Raw genomic sequence first — 21,959 nt, forward strand, 5'->3', positions numbered from 1 at the left:
TGGAGGTCGACCATGACGCAGGAAACCACCGAGGCCCTGCCCGAGCTGCCGACGGTCAGATCCTGCCCGTACCGCCCGGCGGACGGTTACCAGCCGTCCCGCTGGAACGGCGGTGCCGTGGCGAAGGTGCGCCTGCCCGGCGGGCGCCAGGGGTGGGCGGTGACCGGTTACGCCGAGGGCCGCGCCCTGCTGGCCGACCCGCGGCTAACCGCCGACCGCTCGCATCCCGGCTCGCCCCTGCCGATCCCGGCGACAGCCGGCCCGCACGCCCGGCCGATGCTGCTCGGCGTCGAAGGCCGTGAACACCAGCGACAACGCAGAGCCCTGATCCCCGCCTTCACGGTCAAACGCATCACGGCGCTGCGGCCCCGCCTCGAACAGCTCGTCAACGAGCGGCTCGACGCCCTGCTCGCCGCCGGGCCGCCCGCCGACCTGGTCGCCGATTTCGCGCTGCCGGTGCCCTCCCTGGCCATCTGCGAACTCCTCGGCGTCCCCTACGAGGACCACGCGTTCTTCGAAGCCCAGGCCAGGCTCCGGCACGACCCCGAGCGGGGCGCCCAGGCGATGGCGGAACTCGGCCGTTACCTCGACGACCTGGTACGCGCCAAGCAGTCGGAGCCGGGCGACGGACTGATCGACGAACTCCTCGCCCACCAGGTGCCACTGGGCACGATCGGCCGCGACGAGGTCGTCGGGCTGGCTCTCGTCCTGCTGATCGCCGGGCATGCCACCACCGCCGGCCTGATCTCGATGGGCACTCTCGCGCTGCTCGAACATCCCGTCCAGCTCGCCGCCGTACGCAGCGGTGAGGCCGCGCTCCCGGCTGTGGTGGAGGAATTACTGCGATACGTCTCCAGCGAGGGGGCGCTGCCGCGGGTGGCGCTGGAGGACGTCGAGGTCGGCGGGCATCTCATCCGCGCGGGCGACGGCGTGCTGATCGTCACCTCCGTCGCCAACCGCGACGAGACGCTGCTCGAACGCCCCTTGGAGCTGGACGTACACCGGCCCGCCGGCCAGCACCTGACCTTCAGCCACGGCATCCACCAGTGCCTCGGCCAGAACCTGGCCCGCGCCGAGCTGGAGATCGCCTTCCGCGCCTTGTTCACCCGCATTCCCTCCCTCAGCCTCGCCGCACCCGCCGGCGACCTGACCACCACGCGCGGATCGGGCTTGAACGCGCTGCCCGTCACATGGTGACCAACAAAGCAGCACGCCCTGCCCGAGAGAAGACCGTGTCGACGCGCTACCCAAGGAGCCGCATAGGGAATATGCCGGATTCCATCGCGCCGCCTGGCTGGAAGGCTCAGCCCGTCGTCTTGCACGGGCATGGACAGAGGATCGGTGGATGCAGCGGCGCACTTTCTTGAAGGCTGGGCTGGTCGGTGTGTCGACCCTGGTAGCCGCCGGTGGCGGCGCGTTCGGGTGGGCCTTGCTGTCCTCCACCGCGGGCAACGTGGGTGAGCTGGCGTTCGACCGGCCCTTGCGCATCCCGCCGCTGCTGGAGGGCGGCTCGTTCGACCTGAAGCTCCAGGCGGGCGTCAGCGTGCTGCGCCCGGGTGTGAAGACCGGGACGTGGGGCGTCAACGGTCCCCATCTGGGGCCGACGCTGCGCGTACGGCGGGGTGAGACCGTGGCTGCGCGGGTGCTCAACACCCTGCCCGAGGCCACGTCGGTGCACTGGCACGGCATGCGCCTGCCCGCCGTCATGGACGGCGGCCCCCACCAGATGATCGCTCCGGGCGCGACGTGGAAACCGACCTGGAAGATCGACCAACCGGCGGCCACCCTCTGGTACCACCCGCACCTGCACGGCACCACCGCCCGGCACGTCTACCAAGGGCTTGCCGGGCTGTTCCTCATCGACGATGAGCACACGGCGAAGCTGCCCCACGAGTACGGCGTCGACGACATCCCGCTCATCATCCAGGACGCCACCTTCGACGGCGACGGCTCGCTCACCCTGAGCAACTTCGGCATGTCCATGCTGCCGGGCATGGACCTGATGGGCTTCCTCGGCAAGGATGTCCTGGTCAACGGCACGCTCGGACCGGCGTTCACGGTCACCACCACGCGCGTGCGGCTGCGGCTGCTCAACGCCTCGGTCGGCCGGGTCTACCACATCGGCTTCGCCGACGACCGCGAGTTCGCGCTGGTCGCCACGGACAGCGGCCTGGTCGGCGAGCCCGTACGGCTGAGAAGGGCGCTGCTCGCCTCCGGGGAACGCGCCGAGATCGTGGTGGACTTCCGCCCCGGCGACCAGGTCGTGCTCCGCAGCTTCACCGCGGAGCTGGGCGGCGGCACCGCACTCGACCGGTTCACCGGCGGCGCCGACGTCTTCGACCTGATGAAGTTCACCGCGCCGGGCCCGCTCGCCGAATCGGTGGCCGTGCCCGCCCGGCTCGCCGACGTCCCGGCCCCGCTCGTCCCTCCGAACACCAGAACGCGGACCTTCCGCTTCAGCAGCACCTCCATCAACGGCAAGGGGATGGACCTCGCCCGCATCGACGTAGTGGTACCGGCCGGGGCCGTCGAGATCTGGGAGCTCACCAATCCGAGCACCAACCATTCCTTCCACATCCACGAGGTCAGCTTCCGGATCCTCGACGTCAACGGGAGACCACCCGCCGCCTACGAGGCGGGCCGCAAGGACACGGTGTACGTGCCGCCGGAAGGCCACGTACGGCTGCTGGTGGAGTTCGGCGACCACACCGACCCGAAAGCTCCCTACATGTACCACTGCCACATGCTCGTCCACGAAGACAAAGGCATGATGGGCCAGTTCGTGATCGTCGAACCGGGCCAGGAGTCCCACGTGAACACCCGGCTGAACCTGAAGGACTCCCATGGGGCCCATTGAGATCCGGCGGCAAGGGCCGTGTCGGACGGGTCTTCCACCACCAGGTAGGCCAGACCATCCCACCGGTACAGCAACGCTCCGAGAACGACCGAGGGCGCGCCCTCCCCGGGAAGCCTGATCCGAATCAGGGACGTGAACAGCAGGCCTGCGCACCAGGCCACGACCAGCCACGCGCCCGGCGGCACTGCTTCAGCGGCGGTCGACCCCGGCCGCACGGTGAACCGCCAGCCGGTACGACATCCAGGCCGCCGAGCGCATGGCCGCCGGGCACGGTGATCGTTGATGGGCCGCGATGCCGCGCGCCGGTTCCTGTCCTTCGACATTCGTGACGGCGGGCGTGCCGTCGAGGTCTTCGGTGACCGGTCCGCGGTCGTCGCCTGGTTCGGCTACCGGACCCCCGAACACGGCAAGCCTCGCGGCGCTCACCACCGGCCGCGCCGACAAGGGCGCCACCGCGCTGGCCCCGTTCGTACGGGGGCCGGCCGAGCTCGGGTTCACGGGATGGGGACCTGACGAGCCGACTCCCGCATCTCAGTGTGTCGCGGGGCCGGCGGAAGTGCCATGGCGAGCAGGAGTGCCACCAGGAAGACCGCCGCGTTGTACCAGAGGGTTGTGGAACCGGCGAAATAGAGGCTTGTGGTGTCCTGCCCGTTGGCGAGGCTGACGAAGATGACGCCGACTATGGCGATGCCGGCGGCCGTGCCGAGCTGGAGCACGGCGTTGAGCACACCGGAGCCCGCGCCGGCGCTGTCGGCGGGCACGCCAGTGAGGATCACGTTGGTCAGGATGGACACGCACAGGCCGAAGCCGAGCCCCATGACGAGCACCGGTGGCGCGATCACCCAGTAGGAGATGTCGGTCGCGTACGCCTCCAGGAGCACGATCAGCGCGACTACTGCCACCGTCATGATGAGCAACCCGGTCCTGATCAGAAGCCTGCCGTGGGTCGTGGCGTACCGTTGCGCGAGTCCCGAGGTGGCCAGGATGCCGACCGGCCAGCCGATCCCGGTCAGCGCGGTGGCGAGCAGCGACCAGCCGAGGCCGAGCTGGAGTGCGTAGTTGAGCACCAGGAAGAACGACGCCAGTCCGGTGAAAAGGGTGAGCAGCATGATCAGCCCGACCACGAACGACCGTTCCTTGAACAAGCCCGGCGGGACGAGCGGGGATGCGCTGCGGCGTTGAGCGAAGGCGAACAGGCCCAGTAGGGGCAGGGTCGCGATCATCAGGAGGATCATCCACAGCGGCCAGCCGGACTCGCGACCCTGGATGAGCGGGAGCATGAGCGCGAACGAGGCCAGCGCGATCAGAACGGTGCCCGGCACGTCCATCTTGAGCGCCTGTTCGGAGCGCGACTCGGGCATGTAGCGGGCGGCTCCGGCGAACGCGAGGAGGCCGACCGGGACGTTGACAAGGAAGATCGCTCGCCACTGAAGTCCGAAGACATCGTATTCGGCCAGCAGGGCGCCCAGCAGCGGGCCGCTGACGTTGGCCAGGCTGAGCACGATGCCGTACACGGCGAACGCCTTCGCCCTGCGCTGGGGCATGAACATGACCATGATGATCGATATGACCTGCGGCACCATGAGCGCGGCCATGAGGCCCTGGACGAGCCGGCCGCCCACGAGCAGGTCTGGCCCGGTGGCCGCGCCACAAACGACGGAGGCGAGGGTGAAGCCTGCCACACCGATGAGGAAGACCCGTTTGCGTCCGTAGACGTCGCCCAGCCGTCCGCCCGGGATGAGCATCAGCGCGAACGTGAGAGCGTAGCCGGCCAGTACCCACTGCGCTGCCGCGAATCCGGCCTCAAGGTCGGACTGGATATGAGGGAGCACGATGCTCACGATGGTCCCGTCGACCAGATCCATGAACGCGGCGGTGAGCACCACGCTCAGGACGAGCCATGGATGCTTCTGTGCGGCGCGTGGCTGTGCAGGTGACGCCATGGTTCTCCTTCGGATACGCTGAGCATCGGCACGAAATACGAGCTTCACTGTATTCGAATATCTCTATTTTGGAGAGAATATCATGTCGACTCAGCGGGCTCAGGCCATAGCGGCTCTCTACGACGCGAACCGCATCGCGGCCAACCGGGCAGTCTTCTTCCACTCCGCGGTGGCCGCCCAAGCCGGACTCAACATCACCGACGTCAACTGCCTCGCGCTCCTGGACAAGGAGGGACCGATGACAGCCGGCGAGCTCGCCCAGTGGATGGGCCTCTCCAAAGGGGGAGCCGTCACCGCGGTCATCGACCGGCTGGAGAAGTCCGGATTCGTCCGCCGTCGTCGCGACACGGCCGATCGGCGGCAGGTCATCATCGAACTCGATCGTGATGGCGCCTACGCTGGCCTCCGTGAGATCATGGAGCGCTTCAGCGGGGCGTACATGGCACTGATCGATAAATATGACGATACGGAGCTCGCGCTGCTGCTCGACTTCACGAACCGCGCGAACGAGGTCGTCTACGACGAGACAATGAAGATCAGAACCTCTGACTCACGGTAGGGGCCCGTTCCGCGAGGGTGGCACGAGGCTTAGCGGTCGACTTCGTGAATCCTTCGGGGGTCATGCGGCGGGGTTGGGTGCGGCAGGCTGATGGTCGCAGTCGGCGGGCTGCTGGAGGTTCGACACCTTCCGTTCGTGTCGCTCGATCCGGGCCGGCAGGTCCTCGAGGGTCGCAGTCGTGGTTGACGCGCATCATCCGTGCTCTGCCCGGGGGCAGGGTGGGGCGGCAGCGGCAGCGGCGCACCGTGGAGGCAGAGATCGCCGCTGCCAGGCCGCGGGCGATGGCCTTGCGCGCCAGCTCGGGGCAGCTCCAGCGCGACAGCGGCGCGCCGGCTTCGGCCGGAAGCCAGCAGGCCAGTGCCTTGATCTCGGTGCGCTGGAGCGGGCTGAAGGCGGGTGGCCAGCCGGCCGGACCCGCCTCGGTCAGAGGGCCGCGCCCGGGCCCGGCAGCGGATCGACGTCGCCGGCGTGCATCGGCTCACCGCAGTGGGCGCAGCGCAGGTCGACATGGCTGATCTCCCCGCACGCATGATGGCGGTAGAGCACCGGCGGGCCGGCCTCGCCTGACAGCCACCGGTCTCCCCAGCGGGTCATGACCATGAGCAGGTCGACCAGCTCGGCACCCTTGGCCGTCAGGTGGTATTCGTGGCGCGGCCGATTGTCGTAGGGACGGCGTTCGAGCACGCCCTGCTCGACGAGGTGGTTGAGCCGCTCGGTCAGCACCTTGCGGGAGATCCCGAGGTCGGCCTGGAGCTCGTCGAACCGGCTCACCCCCACCCACACATCACGCAGGATCAGCGGCGACCAGGGCTCCCCGATCACGTCGAGGGTGCGCGCGATGGAGCAGGCCATCTCCCCGAACTTCGTGCGTTGCATGGGATCAGTCTAGCAAGCGGGGTTCCCTCAAGGAACTTTGGGTGTTACGGTGATGGAGTCTCTTGAAGGAACCCAAAAAGGAGTCGCCACGATGAGCAAGGTCTTCAGCGCGCACGCGGTGTCGGTCGACGGATACATCACCGGGCGCGACCCGGGCGCCGGGCGCGGGCTCGGCGACGCGCCGATGCTGTTCGACTGGTACTTCGCCGGCGACACGCCCAGTCAGGTGTTCGACGGGTTCACGCTCAGCGCGCCCAGTGCCCGGGTCTTCGACACCCACGCCGGACGCGTGGGCGCGGTCGTGGCAGGACGCAACACCTACGAGGACTCCGACCATTTCGGCGGCGGCAGCCCGCACCCGAGGGCCCCGCTGTTCGTCCTCAGCCACCGGCCCGCGCCCCAGATCAGCAAGACGCAGACGCTCGTCACCACCGGCATCGAGGACGCGATCGCGGCGGCACGCGAGGCCGCCGGGGGCAAGGACGTCGGCCTGATGGGCGGCGGCGTGCTGGCCTCCGCGCTGGCGGCGGACCTCGTCGACGAGGTGATCCTGCACCAGGTGCCCGTCCTGCTGGGCGGCGGTCGCAGCTTCTTCCGGGAACTCCCGAAGCACGTGCACCTTCGCCTGCTGGAGGCCGTCCCGGCCCCTGGCGTCACCCACCTCCGCTACGAGGTGGCCCGATGATCCTCGTACCGGAGGGCTGGGCGTGATCGGCGCCCACACCTCCCGTGCCGGCCTGGTCGCCGTGGAATCCCCCGACATCACCCGGCTCACCCACGACACCGGCTTCGCGCCGGCCTTCGACATCGCCAAGGCGGTCGCCGACCACGTCGCGTGGCGCGCCGAGAATCCCCACTGAAGGAGCACACCATGCTTGACCCCGACGTGCGCCGCGTGCTCGATGGCGCTTCGATCGCGCACCTCGCCACCGTCCTCCCGGACGGCTCGCCGCACACCACTCCCGTCTACGTCGGCACCCACGGCGACCGGATCGTCTTCTTCACCGGCCCGGGCATGCGCAAAGCGCGCAACCTGCGCCGCGACCCCCGGATGGCGCTGTCCATCGCGCCCGTCGACAACCCCTTCGAGCCCGTTGTCGTCCGCGGTAAGGCCGTCGAATGGATCGAGGGCGACGCGGCCTGGGAAATCATCGACCGGCTGGCCACGAAGTACACCGGTACGCCCTACCCCCGAGGACAAGAGCGCATCGTGGTCGTGATCGAGCCCGAGCGGCAGACCGTCGGTGTCGGCTGAGCAGCTCAGTATGGACGCGTCGCCGATTGAAGGTCCATCGCTATACGAGCAGCGTTTTCCGCGAAAAGTCTCCACCGAAGGTTCAACGATACCGTTGAAGGCATGGATATCAAGGACACGGCCCTTCCACTCGACGGCGCGGGCGTCTCGGCGTTCCTCCGGTCGCTGCCCGCCAAGCCCTTGCTGCTCGGCCTGGGCGAGGCCAGGCACTTCGTGGACGAGCTGGGCGAGCTGCGCAACGACCTCTTCCGGCATCTGGTCGAGCACGAGGGCTACCGGTCGTTCGCGATCGAGAGCGACTGCCTCATGGGTCTCGTGGTGGACGACTACGTCACGACGGGCGCCGGCACGCTCGACGACGTCATGGAACGCGGCTTCAGCCACGGCTTCGGCGCCTCGCCGGCCAATCGCGACCTCGTACGCTGGATGCGCGCGTACAACGAGGAGCATGATGAAAAGCTCCGGTTCTTCGGGTTCGACGGCCCTCTGGAGTACTGGGCGGCGAGTCCGCGCCAGGCGCTCACCGCCCTCTACGCCCTCCTCGACGGCCCGCTCCCCCACACTGTGGTGACCCGGGAAACGCTCGACACGCTGCTGGGCCCGGACGACCGGTGGGAGAACGAGGCCACGGCCATGGATCCGTCCCAGTCGATCGGCCAGTCCGCCGACGCCCAGCGGCTACGGGTGATCGCCGACGACCTGGTGGCGCTGCTCGACACACAGGCGCCGCAGCTGAGCGCGGAGCACAGGGAGCGGGCGGCACTGTACGGGCGCACCGCCACCGGCCTGCTCCGCTACCACTACTGGATGGCGGACGCGTCCCCGGAGCGGTGGACCCGGCTGTCGGCCCTGCGGGACGCGATGATGGCCGCCAACCTGCGTGCCGTCGCCGAGCACGGCCCGGCCCTGGTCTTCTCCGCCAACCTCCACCTGCAGCGGAACAAGAGCCTCATGTCCTTCGGCGACCAGGCTCTGGAGTGGTGGAGCGCGGGGGCGATCACCGGGGCGCACCTGGGCGACCGGTACGTCTTCCTGGCCTCCGCCTTCGGCACGGCCGGCGACGACATCCCGCCCCCGGACACCGTCGAGGGCATCCTGTCCACGCTCCCGTGGGACCACTCTCTCGTCGACGCCCGCCGCCTGTCCGAGGCCATCACGACGCCGGCCGTCCCCCGCGTCTCCCGCGATTTCGCCTATTTCCCGCTGGACCCTGCCCAGCTCGACCTGATCGACGGCGTCGTCTTCCTCAAGCAGGCTGTCAGGCTGGGGCGGCTGGGTTGACAGGCGTCGACACCGCCACACGATGTTGACTTAAAGTGATGGAGTAGATACTTTGCGTTTCCATGACTGTGCTTCAAGACCTCAAATACCGGCAGTGGTTCCGGGGCGCTGACGTCGACGGGGACGGATTCATCACGCAGCGGGACGTCCGGCTGATGAGCGAGCGTTACATCGCCGCTCGTGGCGCCGCGGCGGACGCCGCAACCGCCCATCGGCTCACCGAGGGGATGGACGCGTTCTGGTCGAATGTGATCGCGCCGATGGATCAGGATGGCGACGGGAAGGTCGATCTGCGGGAGATGACCGAAGGGTTCCGGCGGGTCCTGACCGATCCCGCGCTGTACCCGCAGCAGATCGAGCGGGTGACCGACTGCTTTCTCGACCTCAGTGATCTCGATGCGGACGGCAAGATCGACCAGGTGGAGTTCCGGCAGATCTTCGCGTCGGTCGCCGACGTTCCCGGCGAGGACTGCGCAGCGGTCTTCGCCGCGCTGGACCTGGACGGCTCGGGCACGTTGGACCGCGCCGAGTTCCACAAGGCGGTCGCGGAGTTCTTCTACGGCGACGACCCCGATGCCCCCGCCAACCACCTGTTCGGCAGGCTCGCCGAGTGACAGCAGGCACCCGTCACACCGGCAGGGGGGCCGTTTCACGATCGCAGCAAAGGGCCGCGATTCGGCAGGGAGGGACGGGCGGCCCGTGAGGGCGGCCCCCTGGAGCGGAACGCCGGCAAGGTCGTGGTCCGAACTCGACGTCATTCGGGAGCCCCGGCCCCTACCTTGTGCGCGAAGGGGCTATCCGCCGAGAGACGGTGCTGTGGGAGCGCTCTTCGAGCGCCGACTTCACGCCTATAGTCCGGAGACAGGGTGCATCCAGGATCCCGGTACTCACTTCACAAGCCCTCCAACAGCCAAACATGATCTTCCCTCGCGCATCACGCCGACGTAAGCGACCGGGCCTCTTCGCAGCACCTCACCGCAACGTAAGCAACCGCTGTCTGCGATCAGCGGAAACTTCGGAGACGGAGTTGGTGCATGGTGGAACAGCGCATGTCGGTCGCGACGCACTGGGGGAGTTACATCGCCGTAGTCGACTCCGGCCGGCTGGTGCGCATCGAGCCGAGGCACGATGATCCCGGTCCATCGCCCATCGGCCCCGGAATGGTGGCGGCCGCCGACGACAGCGCTCGCGTGCTACGCCCCGCGGTGCGCAAGGGCTGGCTGAACGGCGAACCGCGCGCCCACGACACGGCCAGAGGCAGGGACGCCTTCGTGGAGGTGAGCTGGGAGCACGCGATCACTTTGGTGAGTGATGAACTCCGTCGCGTTCGCTCCCAGCACGGGGACAGCGCGGTGTTCGGCGGATCCTACGGCTGGGCGAGCGCGGGCAGGTTCCACCACGCGCAGGGTCAACTGCACCGGTTCCTGGCACTGGGCGGCGGATACACCGACTCTCGCAACACCTACAGCACCGCGGCTCTGGAGGTCATCCTCCCCCATGTGATCGGCGGCCATCCATGGAGCTACCAGTCCCGGATGCCGATGTGGGACGAGATAGCCGACAGCTGCGAGCTGGTGGTGGCGTTCGGAGGGCTGGCGCTGAAGAACAGCCAGATCAACCCTGGTGGGCTGGCCAGACACCAGACGCTGAACCTGCAACGCCGGTGTCGTGAGGCTGGGGTGCGGTTCGTGAACATCAGCCCCATCCGCAGCGACACCGCCGACTTCCTCGATGCCGAGTGGCTGCCCGTCATCCCCAACACCGACACCGCCGCGATGCTCGGCGTCGCCCACACGATGCTGGTCAACGGGTGGCACGATGAGGACTTCCTTCGCCGGTGCTGCGTCGGGTTCGACCGCTTCGCCTCCTACCTGGTCGGCGAGCTCGACGGCGTCCGGAAGGACGCCGCCTGGGCGGCGGAGATCACGGGCATCGGTCGCGACGCGATCACCGACCTCGCTCGCCGCCTCACCACCCGACGTTCTCTCATCATGGTCAACTACGCGGTGCAACGGGCGGACCACGGCGAACAGCCGATCTGGATGTCCGTCGTGCTGGCCGCCATGGCGGGCTCGATGGGCCGGGCCGGCTGCGGCTGGGGTGCAGGTTACGCGACGATGGACGCGACCGGCGTCGCCCCGGACCGCGCCTTCGTGGCGACGGTACCCGAGGTTCCCAACCCCGTTGCCGGCTTCATCCCTGTGGCGAGGATCGCCGATACCCTGCTGCACCCAGGTGAGATCATCGACTACGACGGCCAACGCCTGACGTTGCCCGACCTTCGCCTGATCTACTGGTGCGGAGGGAACCCGTTCCACCACCACCAAGACCTCCACCGGCTGACCCGCGCCTGGCAGGCCCCCGACACGGTGGTCGTTCACGAGGCCTGGTGGAACACCACCGCCAAGTTCGCCGACATCGTCCTGCCCGTCGCCACCAGCTTGGAACGCGACGACTTCGCCGCCGGATTTTCAGACCCCCACCTCGTCGCGATGCCGAAAGTCCGCGAGCCGGCGGGCGAGTCGCGTACCGACCACCAGATCTTCGCCGCTCTGGCCTCCCGGCTCGGATACGAGCAGGAGTTCACGGAAGCACGCTCGGAGATCGAATGGGTCCGGCACCTTTACGAGCAGACGAGGGCCAAGCTCGGCGGCGACGCCGCCTTGCCGGGCTTCGAGGACTTCTGGAGGAACACCACCGCAGAGCTGCCCGCGCTGACCGGACCGTTTCCCGGCAGTTTCGAGGCCCTCCGCTCAGATCCGCAGCGTTACCCCCTGCTGACACCGTCGGGCCGAATCGAGATCTTCTCCGAGGAGATCGACTCGTTCGGCTACGACGACTGCGCCGGCCATCCCCAGTGGTTCGAACCGGTGGAATGGCTTCGCGCCGATCTGTCGGGCCGATTCCCGCTGCACCTGATCTCGAATCAACCCGCCTCACGCCTGCACAGCCAATACGACAACGGCGGCCACAGCCTCAGTTCGAAAATCCGCGGCCGTGAGCCCGTGACGATCAATCCGTCGGACGCCGCGTCACGCGGCATCGAGAGCGGCGTGATCGTGCGCATCTTCAACGACCGGGGCAGCTGCCTCGCGGGCGCGATCCTCTCCGACGACGTCATGCCGGGCGTCGTCCAACTGTCCACCGGGGCGTGGTGGGATCCGGTCGAGCCGGGCACCAGCGGAACGCTGGATCGTCACAGCAACCCCAACGTTCTCACGGCGGACCGGCCCTGCTCGCGCCTGTCACAAGGACCGAGTGCTCTCAGCGCGCTGGTCGACATCGAGCGCTATGACGCCCCCGTGCCCGACATGCTCGCCTACTCACCACCCAGCCTCGAACGGTGACGCACGGGAGCTGTTCCCCGACGGCTTCCACGACTTTGCGAACAAGCTCGGCTACCTGTGCTTCGCCGGCTGCGGGCTCGCAGGACCAGCCGGCCGAACCGCACATCCGGTAGCCGCCCCCTGTCGGGCGGCCACCGCGCCACGTCATGCGGCCGGCAAGGCCCGCGACGCGCCGTCGCCCCTCGGCGTCACTGTACGTCGTCATGCCCAGACGGGGCCACACCGCTGCTAATACGAATTACCCAGTGATTATCTCTTGACGTCCCGTTATGCCCGGTCGCAGAATGACCGAACTAATACGCATTATCGACACGGCGGGTGATACGCACTGTGACTGCTTCGGGGCGGCGGCTGACGCAGCAGGACATCGCGCGCATGGCTGGAGTGAGCCAGACGACGGTGTCCCTGGTGCTCAACGGAAGGGCCGAGGGCGAGGTGCGAATCTCGCCCGAAACCCGCGATCGGGTGCTTCAGGTGATCAGGGAGACCGGGTACGTGGCCGACCCGGCGGCGCGCCGGCTCGTCGAACGGCGCAACCGCATCTACGGCGTGTTCACCTACGAGGCCGTCTTCCCCGCGGAGAGCGCCGACTTCTATCACCCGTTCCTCGTCGGGATCGAGGAGTGCGTGGAGGAGGCGGGCTGCGACCTTCTGCTGTTCACCAGCGCCAAGGCGGAGCAGGGCGAGCGGCGGCGGATCTTCAGCGCGGAGAGCCGGATCCGGCTGGCCGACGGCTGCGTCCTGCTCGGCCGGACGATCGACCGCGACGATCTGTCCAGGCTGCTGTCGGAGGGCATTCCGTTCGTCTCGGTCGGCCGCCGCGACGACGCGGGCGGGCCGGTGCCGTACGTCGGAGCGGACTACCCGCCGGCGGTGCGCGCGCTGGTCGAGCGGGCCGCGGCGCTCGGGCACCGGCGGATGGCCTATGTCGGAGCGGGGTCGGGCCCGGAGTCCTACGCCGACCGGCTGCGTGGTTTCACCGAAGGCGTGGCCGCGACCGGTGTCGAAGGGCTGCACCTGACCGCCGCGGACGGGCTGTTCGACTGTGGCGCGAGCGTGGTGTTCGCCGAGGAGCTGGCCGACGGCGTGGCCATCGCCGAGGCCGCCAAGGCCCGCGGCCTGGACGTGCCGCGCGACCTGTCCATCGTCGCGCTGGGCGCGCCCACCAGGCCCGTCTCGACCGACATCGACTTCGCCGGGTTCCGCATCCCCCGGCGCGAGATGGGCCGCAGGGCCGTCGAGCTGCTCACCCAGGTGCTGGAACGCGGCGGCATCCCCCAGGAACTGCTGGTGTGCGAGCTGGTCGAGGGATCGACGCTGGCACCCGTACATGAGGAGAGGTAATCCCCCACGTGGTTGAGATATCGGCAGACGCGCTCGTCGTCGGCGGCGGGCTGGGCGGCGTGGCCGCCGCGCTGGCCCTGCTGCGGGCCGGGCGATCGGTGGTGCTCACCGAGGAGTACGACTGGCTGGGCGGCCAGCTCACCAGCCAGGCGGTGCCGCCGGACGAGCACACCTGGGTGGAGCGGTTCGGCGTCACGGCGAGCTACCGCGCGCTGCGCGACGGCATCCGGCGCTACTACCGCGACCACTACCCGCTGACCGAGCGGGCGCGGGCGTGGCCGGAGCTGAACCCGGGCGCCGGGCACGTCAGCAAGTTGTGTCACGAGCCCCGGGTCGCGGTCGCGGTCATCGAGGCCATGCTCGCCCCCTACCGGGGGTCGGGCAGGCTGCGCGTGCTCCAGCCGTACCGGCCGGTCGGGGCCGAGGTGGACGGCGACCGCGTCACGGCCGTGCGGCTCGCGCACCGCGACGGGGGCGAGGAGATCACCGCGGTGGCGCCGTACGTGCTGGACGCCACCGAGACCGGCGAGCTGCTGCCGCTGGCCGGGGCCGAGTACGTGACCGGGTTCGAGGCGCAGGACGACACCGGCGAGCCGAGCGCCCCGGCGACGGCGCAGCCGATGAGCATGCAGGCCGTGTCCGTGTGCTTCGCGATCGACCACGTGGACGGCGACCACACCGTCGACAGGCCCGCCTCGTACGACTTCTGGCGCGCCTACCAGCCGCCCTTCTGGGGCGACCGGCTGCTGTCGTGGCGCTGCCCGAGCCCGCGGACGCTGGAGATCATGGAGCGTTCCTTCACCCCGAACCCGGGTGACGACCCCCGCCTGGTGCAGGCCGACCAGCGGGTCAACCCGGGCGACGGCAACCTGTGGACGTTCCGCAGGATCGCCGCCCGCGACAACTTCCGGCCCGGCGCGTACGACAGCGACATCACGCTGGTCAACTGGCCGATGATCGACTACCTGGAGGGGCCGGTCATCGACGTGCCGGACGCCGACCGGCACCTGGCGGCGGCCCGTGAGCTGTCGATGTCGGCGCTGTACTGGCTGCAGACCGAGGCGCCCCGCCACGACGGCGGCACCGGCTACCCGGGCCTGCGGCTGCGCGGCGACGTCACCGGCGGCGCCGACGGGCTCGCCCAGGCCCCCTACATCCGCGAGTCCCGGCGCGTCCGGGCCCTGACCACCGTCACCGAGCAGGACCTGTCCGTGGCGGTACGCGGCGACAAGGGCGCTGTCTCCTATCACGACTCCGTGGGCGTGGGCATGTACCGCATCGACCTGCACCCGTCGACCGGCGGCGACAACTACATCGACGTCGCCTGCTCCCCGTTCGAGATCCCTCTCGGGGCGCTGATCCCGCAGCGGATGACCAACCTGCTGCCCGCCTGCAAGAACATCGGCACCACCCACATCACCAACGGCGCCTACCGCCTGCACCCGGTGGAGTGGAACGTCGGCGAGGCGGCCGGCGCGCTCGCCGCCTTCTGCCTGGACCGCGCCACCACGCCGCACGCCGTGCACGCGGACGGCCGGCTCCTGGCCGACTACCAGCACCGGCTGGTCCGCGACGGCGTGGAGCTGCGCTGGCCCGACGTCACCGGCTACTGACGCCAGAAGGAGAACCCCCATGAAAGCACCCGGGAAGCTGGCGGCCCTCACGCTGACCGCCCTGCTCACGGTCAGCGCCTGCGGCGGCGGCGACGCCGCGCCGGCCGCGCAGGGCCCGCAGCCGCTGCGCATGTCGATCTGGACCTCCAACGAGGCCCACCTGAAGCTGTTCAAGGAGATCGCCGCCGAGTACCGCAAGTCCCACCCGCAGGTCGGCGAGATCACCTTCGACCCGATCCCGTTCGAGAACTACACCACCACGCTGACCACGCAGATCGCCGGCGGCAACGCCCCCGACCTGGCATGGATCCTCGAGAACTCCGCCCCCGACTTCGTCGGCTCCGGCGCCCTCGCCCCGCTCAAGGGCAAGGTCGAGAACGCGGGCGAGCTGGTGCCCTCCACCACCCGGCTGTGGGAGCGCGACGGCGAGCTGTACGCCTACCCGTTCTCCACCTCGCCCTTCGGCGTCTTCGTCAACACCGACCTGGTCAAGGCCGCGGGCCAGAAGACGCCGCGCGAGCTGATCAAGGCCGGCCAGTGGGACTGGGAGCACGCCAACGAGATCAACAAGGCCGTGGCGGCGAAGGGCAAGAACGGCCTGACCATCCTCAACTTCGACTACAAGGCCTGGGACAACCTCGCCACCGTCTGGCAGGGCTGGGGCGCCAAGGCGTGGAGCGAGGACGGCGGCACCTGCCAGTTCAACGCTCCCGAGATGGTCGAAGCCATGACCTTCATGCACAAGGCGATCTTCACCGACAAGTCCATGCCGGGGCCGGGCACCACCGTCGACTTCTTCTCCGGCGACACCACGATGGCCGTCGCCCAGATCTCCCGCGCCGCCATGCTGAAGGACGCGACGTTCACGTGGGACCTGGTGCCGCTGCCCGCCGGGCCGAAGGGCGAGTACGCGGTCATCGGCCAGGCCGGGATCGGTGTGCTGAAGAAGTCGCCGAGGGCCGAGCAGGCCACCGACTTCCTCGCCTACTTCACCAACGCGGCCAACTCCGCCAAGCTCGCCGCGTACTTCCCGCCCGCGCGTGGCTCGCTGCTGACCGCCGACACCATGGCCAAGACCAGCCCCATGCTGAACGGCGACCAGCTCCAGAAAGTGGTGATCGACGGCATCCAGAAGGGCGTGGTCAAGCCCAACCACACGGGACAGGCCGAGCTCGCTCAGACCGCCAGGGCCGCACTCGACCCGCTGTGGAAGCCGGACGCCGACGTCAAGGCGGTGCTGGACGGCGTGTGCGCGAAGATCCAGCCGCTGCTGGGCGGATGAGGTGGCGGTGACGGATCTCGGCAACCGGGTGGCGGAGCGCGCCGCCGCCCGGCCCCGCCACTTCTGGACCATCCCCCGGCGCGACGCCCTCGTCGGCTACCTGCTGATCTCGCCGCAGCTCGCCGGGAGCGCGCTGTTCGTCCTGCTGCCGCTCGGCCTGGTCGGCTACTACAGCCTCCAGGAGTGGAACGTGCTGGCGGACACGTTCGAGTTCGTCGGCGGCGACAACTACGCCAAGCTGCTCGCCGACCCGAAGATGGGGCAGGTGCTGACCAGCACCGCGCTGTTCTCGGTCGGCCTGGTCGTCCTCAACCTCGCCCTCGCTCTCGCCCTGGCCATCCTGCTGAACCAGCGGCTGCGCGGCACCACGTTCTTCCGGACGGTGTTCTTCTCGCCGGTGCTGGTGTCGCTGGTCGCCTGGACCATCGTCTGGCAGTTCCTGCTCCAGCAGGACGGCGGCGTCAACGGCCTGCTCGGCGTGGCGGGCGTGGACGGACCCAACTGGCTGCGCGGCGAGAGCACCGCCCTGCTGTCGGTCGTCGTCGTCCAGGTCGTCAAGAACGTGGGGCTCAACATGGTGCTGTTCCTGGCCGCGCTCCAGGGCGTGCCGCGCCAGCTGTACGAGGCGGCGCAGCTCGACGGCGCCGGCGCCTGGACCCGGTTCCGGCGCATCACGGTGCCGCTGATCAGCCCGACGATCCTGCTCACCTCGATCATCACCGTGGTCGGGTCACTGCAGGTGTTCGCCCAGATCGCCGTGCTCACCCAGGGCGGGCCCGGGATGTCCACCACTGTCCTCGTCTACTACCTGTACCAGCAGGCCTTCCAGTTCCGGCACCTCGGCTACGGCGCCACCCTGTCGGTCCTGCTGTTCGTGATCGTCGCGGCGCTGACGTTGCTGCAGTGGCGGCTGCGCCGGAAGTGGGTCTTCCATGAGTCGTAGGGTCAAGCTCGCGTTGTACGCGGTGCTGTGCGTGTTGTGCGTGCCGTTCGTCTTCCCGACCTGGTGGATGGTCACCTCGTCGGTGAAACCGATCGGCGACATCTTCGCCTTCCCGCCCGCGCTGGTGCCCTCCAGGTTCGACTTCTCCACCTACGGCAGGGTCTTCGAGCTGCAGCCGTTCGGGCAGCAGTACCTCAACAGCCTCTACATCGCCGCGGTGGTGACCGTCGGCACGATGGCGGTGGCCGCGATGGCCGGCTACGCCTTCGCCCGCATCCGCTTCCCCGGCCAGAACGCGCTCTTCCTGGTCGTGCTCGTCGGCCTGCTGATCCCCAGCGAGGTGACGATCGTCCCGCTGTTCCAGATGTTCCACACGGCGGGGATGACCGACACGCACTGGCCGCTGATCCTGGTGCCGATCCTGGGCGCGCCCAGCGTGCTGGCGACGTTCATCATGCGGCAGTTCTTCATCACGCTGCCCGGCGAGCTGGAGGAGGCCGCCAGGGTCGACGGGCTCGGCCGCTTCGGCACCTTCTGCCGGGTGGCGTTGCCGCTGGCCAGGCCGGCGCTCGGCGCCGTCGCCATCTTCACGTTCCTGCACTCGTGGAACCTCTACCTCGAACCGATCGTGTTCCTGTCGACCCCGTCGAAGTTCACCCTGCCGCAGGCGCTCACCCAGTTCGTCGACGCCTACGGCTCGCCCCTGTGGAACGTGCAGCTGTCCGCCGCCACGATGACCGCCCTGCCCATCCTGGTCGTCTTCGTCCTGGCCCAGCGGCAGTTCATCGAGGGGCTCGCGCACACCGGTCTGAAAGGCTGACCATGCTCTCCCGCCGCACCTTGCTCCGCGCCACCGCCCTGCTCCCCGTGGCCGCCCCCGTGCTCGTCCCCGGCGCCGCATCGGCCGAAGTCCCCGACCTTCCGCCGCTGACCATCCTGAACCGCGCCTCGTTCGCCCCCCACGAGCAGCGCTTCGCCCCGTACCTGGCCACCCTCTCCCCCATGGTCAACGACATGGCCGACAGCGGCTTCTTCGCCGGCGGCTGGTGGCGTTCGCCGGCGGCGTCGTTCAACGCCCGCGTGCAGGAGCACGTCTTCACGCTGGCCTGGTTCCACGCCAACGCCCGGCCGTGGAACCCGTACGCCGGGGACGCGCGCCTGCTGGCCGCGCTCGACGCGGCGCTCGGCCACTACCTGTCGCTCCAGCACCCCGACGGTTCCTTCCCCGAGTACAACCGCAACGAGCACGGCCTGGCGCCCACCGGGTTCGGCATCGGCTACCTGGCCAAGACGCTGCAGATCCTGCGCGCGTCCGGGGCGTTGCCCGCCAGGCAGGCCCAGATCACCGCCGCGTTGCACACGTCCATGACCTGGTTCCTGGACCCCGCCAACCACACCGTCTGGCAGGAGCCCCTCGACTACGCCAACCAGACCACCTCGGGCCTGGCCGGTGCCTCGCTCGCGCTCAAGCTCGACCCCGACCCGGCGCTGGTCAGGGGCCTGGCCGAGGCGTTCCCCCGGCTGGCCGCGACCGGCGTCAGCTCTGCCGGGTTCTTCCACGAGAAGGGGGGCCACGACATGAACTACAACTTCGAGGTCATGCTCCCCGAGATGGCCGACGCCTACCAGCAGACCTCGGACCCGAATCTGGTGGACATGGCCCGCGCCTTCACCGGCTTCCTGTCCTACAACCTGCTGCGCGAGCCCGACGGCGCCGGGTACATGGTCAACGTCGCCCCCTCCACCCGTACCAGCGCCCGCTGGTACGACGAGGTGCGGCCCGACCCCGACCGGACCGCGCTCAACTGGACGTTCACCCGCCAGGTGCCGCTGCTGTCGGCCTTCCTGACCGCCCGCGAGGACCTCGTCGAGGCCCGCGCCGCCTGGGCCGCGTCCACCGAGCTGGTGACGCCGCTCGCCAAGCAGGACACCTCGCCGCGCATCCTCACCCATGGCCTCCACGGCGAGGGGTTCCCCAGCAGACGGCAGCGGGCCGCCGCCATCGCGGACCTGCCCTACCTGCGCTCCGACGACTTCGTCGAACTGCGCGAGGACCGCGGCCAGGACTTCCTGTACGTCCGCAAGCCCGGCCTGTACCTGGGCGGCTACTTCGGCGACCGCGCCTCCCTCGCCCGCACCGGCCTGACCTTCCTGTGGCATCCCGAAGCCGGCACGATCATCTGCGGGCTCAACGACAACAACCACGCCTGCTGGTCCACCGTCTTCCCCGGGCAGGCCCCCGACTCCGACGGCCCCCTGCCCGCCACCTACTTCCACGGCGCCCCCGGCGGCGGGCAGTGGACCGGCGGCCCGGCCCCCGCCGCCTTCGGCATCCGCTACGGCAACGCGAACGTCACCACGGACGTCCTGGTCACCCGGCGGACGGTCCGGCGTACGGTCACGGCGAACGCCGCCGCCACCGAGCAGATCCCCCTGGTCCTCCGTCCTACGGACGTGCTCACCTTCACCGACGGCACCCGGGCCGCGTTCGGCGGCACGACCACCGCCACCGCCGACGGCCTGGACCTGCGCCGGGGCCGCACCACGATCCGCTTGCGCTGGGGCACTCCCCTGCCGGCGACCCTGGCGGCCGGCACCGTGCGCTACTTCCGCGACGGCTCCCGCCGCTTCCACGCCCTGCGCATCCCCCACCAGGGCACGTTCGACCTCACGCTCATCATGGGGTGACCCGGCCGGCGACTTCTTCCTCACCCATCACGTAGGGCTCCATCATCTCGATGTGGCCTGCTGATCAGCGTGGGCGGCTGAGGGCGGCCTCGGCCAGATCCGTCCATTTCTCGACCGAGGAGTGGGGCACGACCACCCAGTCCTTGATCGTCCTGCCCTGCCCCGAGGGGTCGAACAGGGACGCCCCGGCCAGCTGGAGCGCGGCTGTGTGCTCGGGGGTGTCCCTGACCAGCCGGAACACCATCGCACCGTCGCGCTGCAGGCTCGCGAAGACCTTCCCCGCCTGATCCTTGAGCGCGGGACTCCCCATCATCCTGGAGATCTGCACACCCAGGTCGGCCAGCTCGGCGCCGACCTGCCTGAAATCCGCTTCTGCGCTCATCGTCAGTCGGTCCCGAACTCCATGGTGGCGTGGTCGAGCAGCTCGTTGTGGTCGGGGCGCTTCCCGCGTGACGCGATCAGCTCGGCCCCGCCTTCCGGCGGCACGGCGATCAGGCTAGTCGTCCTGGTGGCACCGATCAAGAGCGCGATGTCCGAATACCGCCGAGGTCGGCGGCGCTCACCGCGTTATACCTGACGAACCGGAAGAAGCGAGACGCGTCGTCGCGCTGATCCACGCTCCCAGGCAAGGAACCGACGCTCATGATGACAACGCTGTTCGACGTGCCACCCGTCGTCTCGCGCAGCGAGGAGCTGCCCGCGCTGGCTGATCTGGATTGGGAGGATCTGTACCGGCAGCTGGGCGAGGACGGCGTGGCGCTGACGCCGCCGCTGCTGAGCCGAGAGCAGTGCGGGCAGCTCATCGCGACCTTCGACGAGCCGGGCCTGTTCCGCTCGACCGTGGTGATGCAGCGTCACCAGTTCGGCCGCGGCACCTACAAGTACTACGCCGATCCGGCGGCGGTCCCGCTGGTGCAGGCGCTGCGCGAGAGCCTGTATCCGCCGGTGGCGTGGATGGCCAACCGATGGGCGCCGATGCTCGGCGAGCGCACCTTCCCCGCCACGCACGCCGAGCTGGTCGCCGAGTGCGCCGCGGCCGGTCAGCGGCGGCCCACGCCCCTGATCCTGCAGTACGGCCCCGGCGACCACGCCTGCCTGCACCAGGACATCTACGGCGACATCGTCTTTCCCCTGCAGATCGCGATCATGCTGAACCAGCCGGGTGTGGACTTCACCGGCGGCGAGAACGTGTTCGTCGAGCAGCGCCCCCGCTTCCAGTCCAGGGCGATCGTCGTCAAGCCGGGACTCGGCCAAGCGATGATCTTCCCAGTGCGGCACCGCCCGATCCAGGGCAGGAACGGCTACCGCCGGCACGCGATGCGGCACGGGACCGGCGCTGTGGAGTCCGGCAGCCGCACCGTGCTGGGCGTCATCTTCCACAACGCTCGCTGACCGCGCGGGACACCGGCTCCCGCAGACGCATACGAAAGGAGGCGGCGAACCATGCCATCACTCTCGCCGCTGGTCCGCGCCCCGCAGGTCGCCGCTGCCGCGCCGGCCGGCCACACCGCCGCCGAGCTGGCCACGCTGATCGACCTGCTCACCGCGCGGCGGCCACGGATCGAAGCGGTCACGCTCGGCCACGGCCGCGACCCCGCCTCCACGGCGGCCGTCCAGGCATTCGCCCACGCCTGGCGGGCGCGTGGCGGAGCCGTCCTGACCGTCGTGAGCTGGCCGGAGACCGCAGCGTCCTGGCTGCGCCCGGCCCGACGGTTCGCCGCGGGCGACCCGGACGCCTGGGTGGTCGCCGGTGCCGCGCTGGGATGGGCGCAGATGAGCCGCCGCCTGCGTCACAGCACCACCTGGGACCCGGCGCGGACCTTCGCCTTCGCCTCGATCGGCGGCACCGACATCGTGCGACTGGCCGGCCCCGGCACCCTGGACGGTCTGCGCGGCGCCGCGGCCGACGGCGGAACCTGGCAGCTGGGCCGCCACTCGATCACCTACGCCGGGCCGGAGGCGTCATGACGC

General features: G+C 69.5%; 20 protein-coding genes and 1 pseudogene. 18 read left to right on the top strand and 3 right to left on the bottom strand.

The window, feature by feature from the left end:
• Positions 1–12 precede the first annotated feature (12 nt).
• Together ACIBG4_RS37860 and ACIBG4_RS37865 are read left to right on the top strand one after the other, a co-directional pair.
• Positions 13–1,197 carry a cytochrome P450 gene (locus ACIBG4_RS37860; protein WP_397206814.1) on the top strand — a complete coding sequence of 395 codons (1,185 nt, stop codon included), beginning with the start codon at positions 13–15 and terminating at the stop codon, positions 1,195–1,197.
• A 187-nt stretch (positions 1,198–1,384) separates the two neighbouring features.
• Entirely contained in the window at positions 1,385–2,857 is a 1,473-nt protein-coding gene (locus ACIBG4_RS37865) for a multicopper oxidase family protein (protein WP_397206816.1), read from the top strand.
• A gap of 494 nt (positions 2,858–3,351) precedes the next feature.
• Here ACIBG4_RS37865 and ACIBG4_RS37870 read toward each other — a convergent pair whose 3' ends face one another.
• A complete protein-coding gene (locus tag ACIBG4_RS37870) occupies positions 3,352–4,800 on the bottom strand; it encodes an MFS transporter (protein WP_397206818.1) in 1,449 nt (482 codons plus the stop codon).
• 82 nt (positions 4,801–4,882) lie between these two features.
• On the opposite strand from ACIBG4_RS37870, the gene ACIBG4_RS37875 reads away from it, so the two are divergent.
• Positions 4,883–5,359: a MarR family winged helix-turn-helix transcriptional regulator gene (locus ACIBG4_RS37875; RefSeq protein ID WP_397206820.1), complete on the top strand. Its 477-nt coding sequence runs from the start codon at positions 4,883–4,885 to the stop codon at positions 5,357–5,359.
• Between the two features lie 423 nt (positions 5,360–5,782).
• Here the strand turns inward: ACIBG4_RS37875 and ACIBG4_RS37880 are convergent, their stop codons facing one another.
• Positions 5,783–6,235: a winged helix-turn-helix transcriptional regulator gene (locus ACIBG4_RS37880; RefSeq protein WP_397206822.1), complete on the bottom strand. Its 453-nt coding sequence runs from the start codon at positions 6,233–6,235 to the stop codon at positions 5,783–5,785.
• Between the two features lie 91 nt (positions 6,236–6,326).
• Here ACIBG4_RS37880 and ACIBG4_RS37885 point away from each other — a divergent pair, with 91 nt between their 5' ends.
• The 13 genes and pseudogenes from ACIBG4_RS37885 (at position 6,327) to ACIBG4_RS37945 (ending at position 19,988) form a co-directional block, all read left to right on the top strand.
• A complete protein-coding gene (locus tag ACIBG4_RS37885; protein ID WP_397206824.1) occupies positions 6,327–6,920 on the top strand; it encodes a dihydrofolate reductase family protein in 594 nt (197 codons plus the stop codon).
• A 22-nt stretch (positions 6,921–6,942) separates the two neighbouring features.
• A complete protein-coding gene (locus tag ACIBG4_RS37890) occupies positions 6,943–7,095 on the top strand; it encodes a hypothetical protein (RefSeq protein WP_397206826.1) in 153 nt (50 codons plus the stop codon).
• A gap of 11 nt (positions 7,096–7,106) precedes the next feature.
• Positions 7,107–7,490, top strand: a complete 384-nt coding sequence (locus tag ACIBG4_RS37895) for a PPOX class F420-dependent oxidoreductase (RefSeq protein ID WP_310712603.1) — start codon at positions 7,107–7,109, stop codon at positions 7,488–7,490.
• A 102-nt stretch (positions 7,491–7,592) separates the two neighbouring features.
• A complete protein-coding gene (locus tag ACIBG4_RS37900) occupies positions 7,593–8,771 on the top strand; it encodes an erythromycin esterase family protein (RefSeq protein WP_397206828.1) in 1,179 nt (392 codons plus the stop codon).
• Positions 8,772–8,833: 62 nt separating this feature from the next.
• Positions 8,834–8,908 (top strand): annotated as a pseudogene (locus tag ACIBG4_RS37905) (hypothetical protein); the annotation flags it as partial.
• Positions 8,909–8,926: 18 nt separating this feature from the next.
• A complete protein-coding gene (locus tag ACIBG4_RS37910) occupies positions 8,927–9,385 on the top strand; it encodes an EF-hand domain-containing protein (protein ID WP_397206899.1) in 459 nt (152 codons plus the stop codon).
• Positions 9,386–9,805: 420 nt separating this feature from the next.
• Entirely contained in the window at positions 9,806–12,118 is a 2,313-nt protein-coding gene (locus ACIBG4_RS37915) for a molybdopterin-dependent oxidoreductase (protein WP_397206830.1), read from the top strand.
• A gap of 330 nt (positions 12,119–12,448) precedes the next feature.
• Positions 12,449–13,462 carry a LacI family DNA-binding transcriptional regulator gene (locus tag ACIBG4_RS37920; protein ID WP_397206832.1) on the top strand — a complete coding sequence of 338 codons (1,014 nt, stop codon included), beginning with the start codon at positions 12,449–12,451 and terminating at the stop codon, positions 13,460–13,462.
• An 8-nt stretch (positions 13,463–13,470) separates the two neighbouring features.
• Positions 13,471–15,075, top strand: a complete 1,605-nt coding sequence (locus tag ACIBG4_RS37925) for an FAD-dependent oxidoreductase (RefSeq protein ID WP_397206834.1) — start codon at positions 13,471–13,473, stop codon at positions 15,073–15,075.
• A 19-nt stretch (positions 15,076–15,094) separates the two neighbouring features.
• Positions 15,095–16,357, top strand: coding sequence for an ABC transporter substrate-binding protein (locus ACIBG4_RS37930; RefSeq protein WP_397206836.1), 1,263 nt, complete (start codon positions 15,095–15,097; stop codon positions 16,355–16,357).
• 7 nt (positions 16,358–16,364) lie between these two features.
• Positions 16,365–17,300, top strand: coding sequence for a sugar ABC transporter permease (locus tag ACIBG4_RS37935; RefSeq protein WP_310712596.1), 936 nt, complete (start codon positions 16,365–16,367; stop codon positions 17,298–17,300).
• Complete coding sequence (locus ACIBG4_RS37940) at positions 17,290–18,120, top strand: carbohydrate ABC transporter permease (RefSeq protein ID WP_397206839.1); 831 nt, start codon at positions 17,290–17,292, stop codon at positions 18,118–18,120. Before ACIBG4_RS37935 ends, ACIBG4_RS37940 begins: the two co-directional genes overlap by 11 nt.
• A gap of 2 nt (positions 18,121–18,122) precedes the next feature.
• The gene (locus tag ACIBG4_RS37945; protein WP_397206841.1) at positions 18,123–19,988 is read left to right on the top strand and encodes a hypothetical protein; all 1,866 of its coding nucleotides are present in this window, start codon (positions 18,123–18,125) and stop codon (positions 19,986–19,988) included.
• 64 nt (positions 19,989–20,052) lie between these two features.
• Here ACIBG4_RS37945 and ACIBG4_RS37950 read toward each other — a convergent pair whose 3' ends face one another.
• Positions 20,053–20,370 carry a hypothetical protein gene (locus tag ACIBG4_RS37950; protein ID WP_310712593.1) on the bottom strand — a complete coding sequence of 106 codons (318 nt, stop codon included), beginning with the start codon at positions 20,368–20,370 and terminating at the stop codon, positions 20,053–20,055.
• Positions 20,371–20,630: 260 nt separating this feature from the next.
• Here ACIBG4_RS37950 and ACIBG4_RS37955 point away from each other — a divergent pair, with 260 nt between their 5' ends.
• Together ACIBG4_RS37955 and ACIBG4_RS37960 are read left to right on the top strand one after the other, a co-directional pair.
• The gene (locus tag ACIBG4_RS37955; protein WP_397206843.1) at positions 20,631–21,380 is read left to right on the top strand and encodes a 2OG-Fe(II) oxygenase; all 750 of its coding nucleotides are present in this window, start codon (positions 20,631–20,633) and stop codon (positions 21,378–21,380) included.
• A gap of 51 nt (positions 21,381–21,431) precedes the next feature.
• On the top strand, positions 21,432–21,956 hold the full coding sequence (locus ACIBG4_RS37960) for a hypothetical protein (RefSeq protein ID WP_397206845.1): 525 nt from the start codon (positions 21,432–21,434) through the stop codon (positions 21,954–21,956).
• Positions 21,957–21,959: the final 3 nt, after the last annotated feature.

It is taken from the genome of Nonomuraea sp. NPDC050383, assembly GCF_044459125.1.
Classification (GTDB): Bacteria; Actinomycetota; Actinomycetes; order Streptosporangiales; family Streptosporangiaceae; genus Nonomuraea.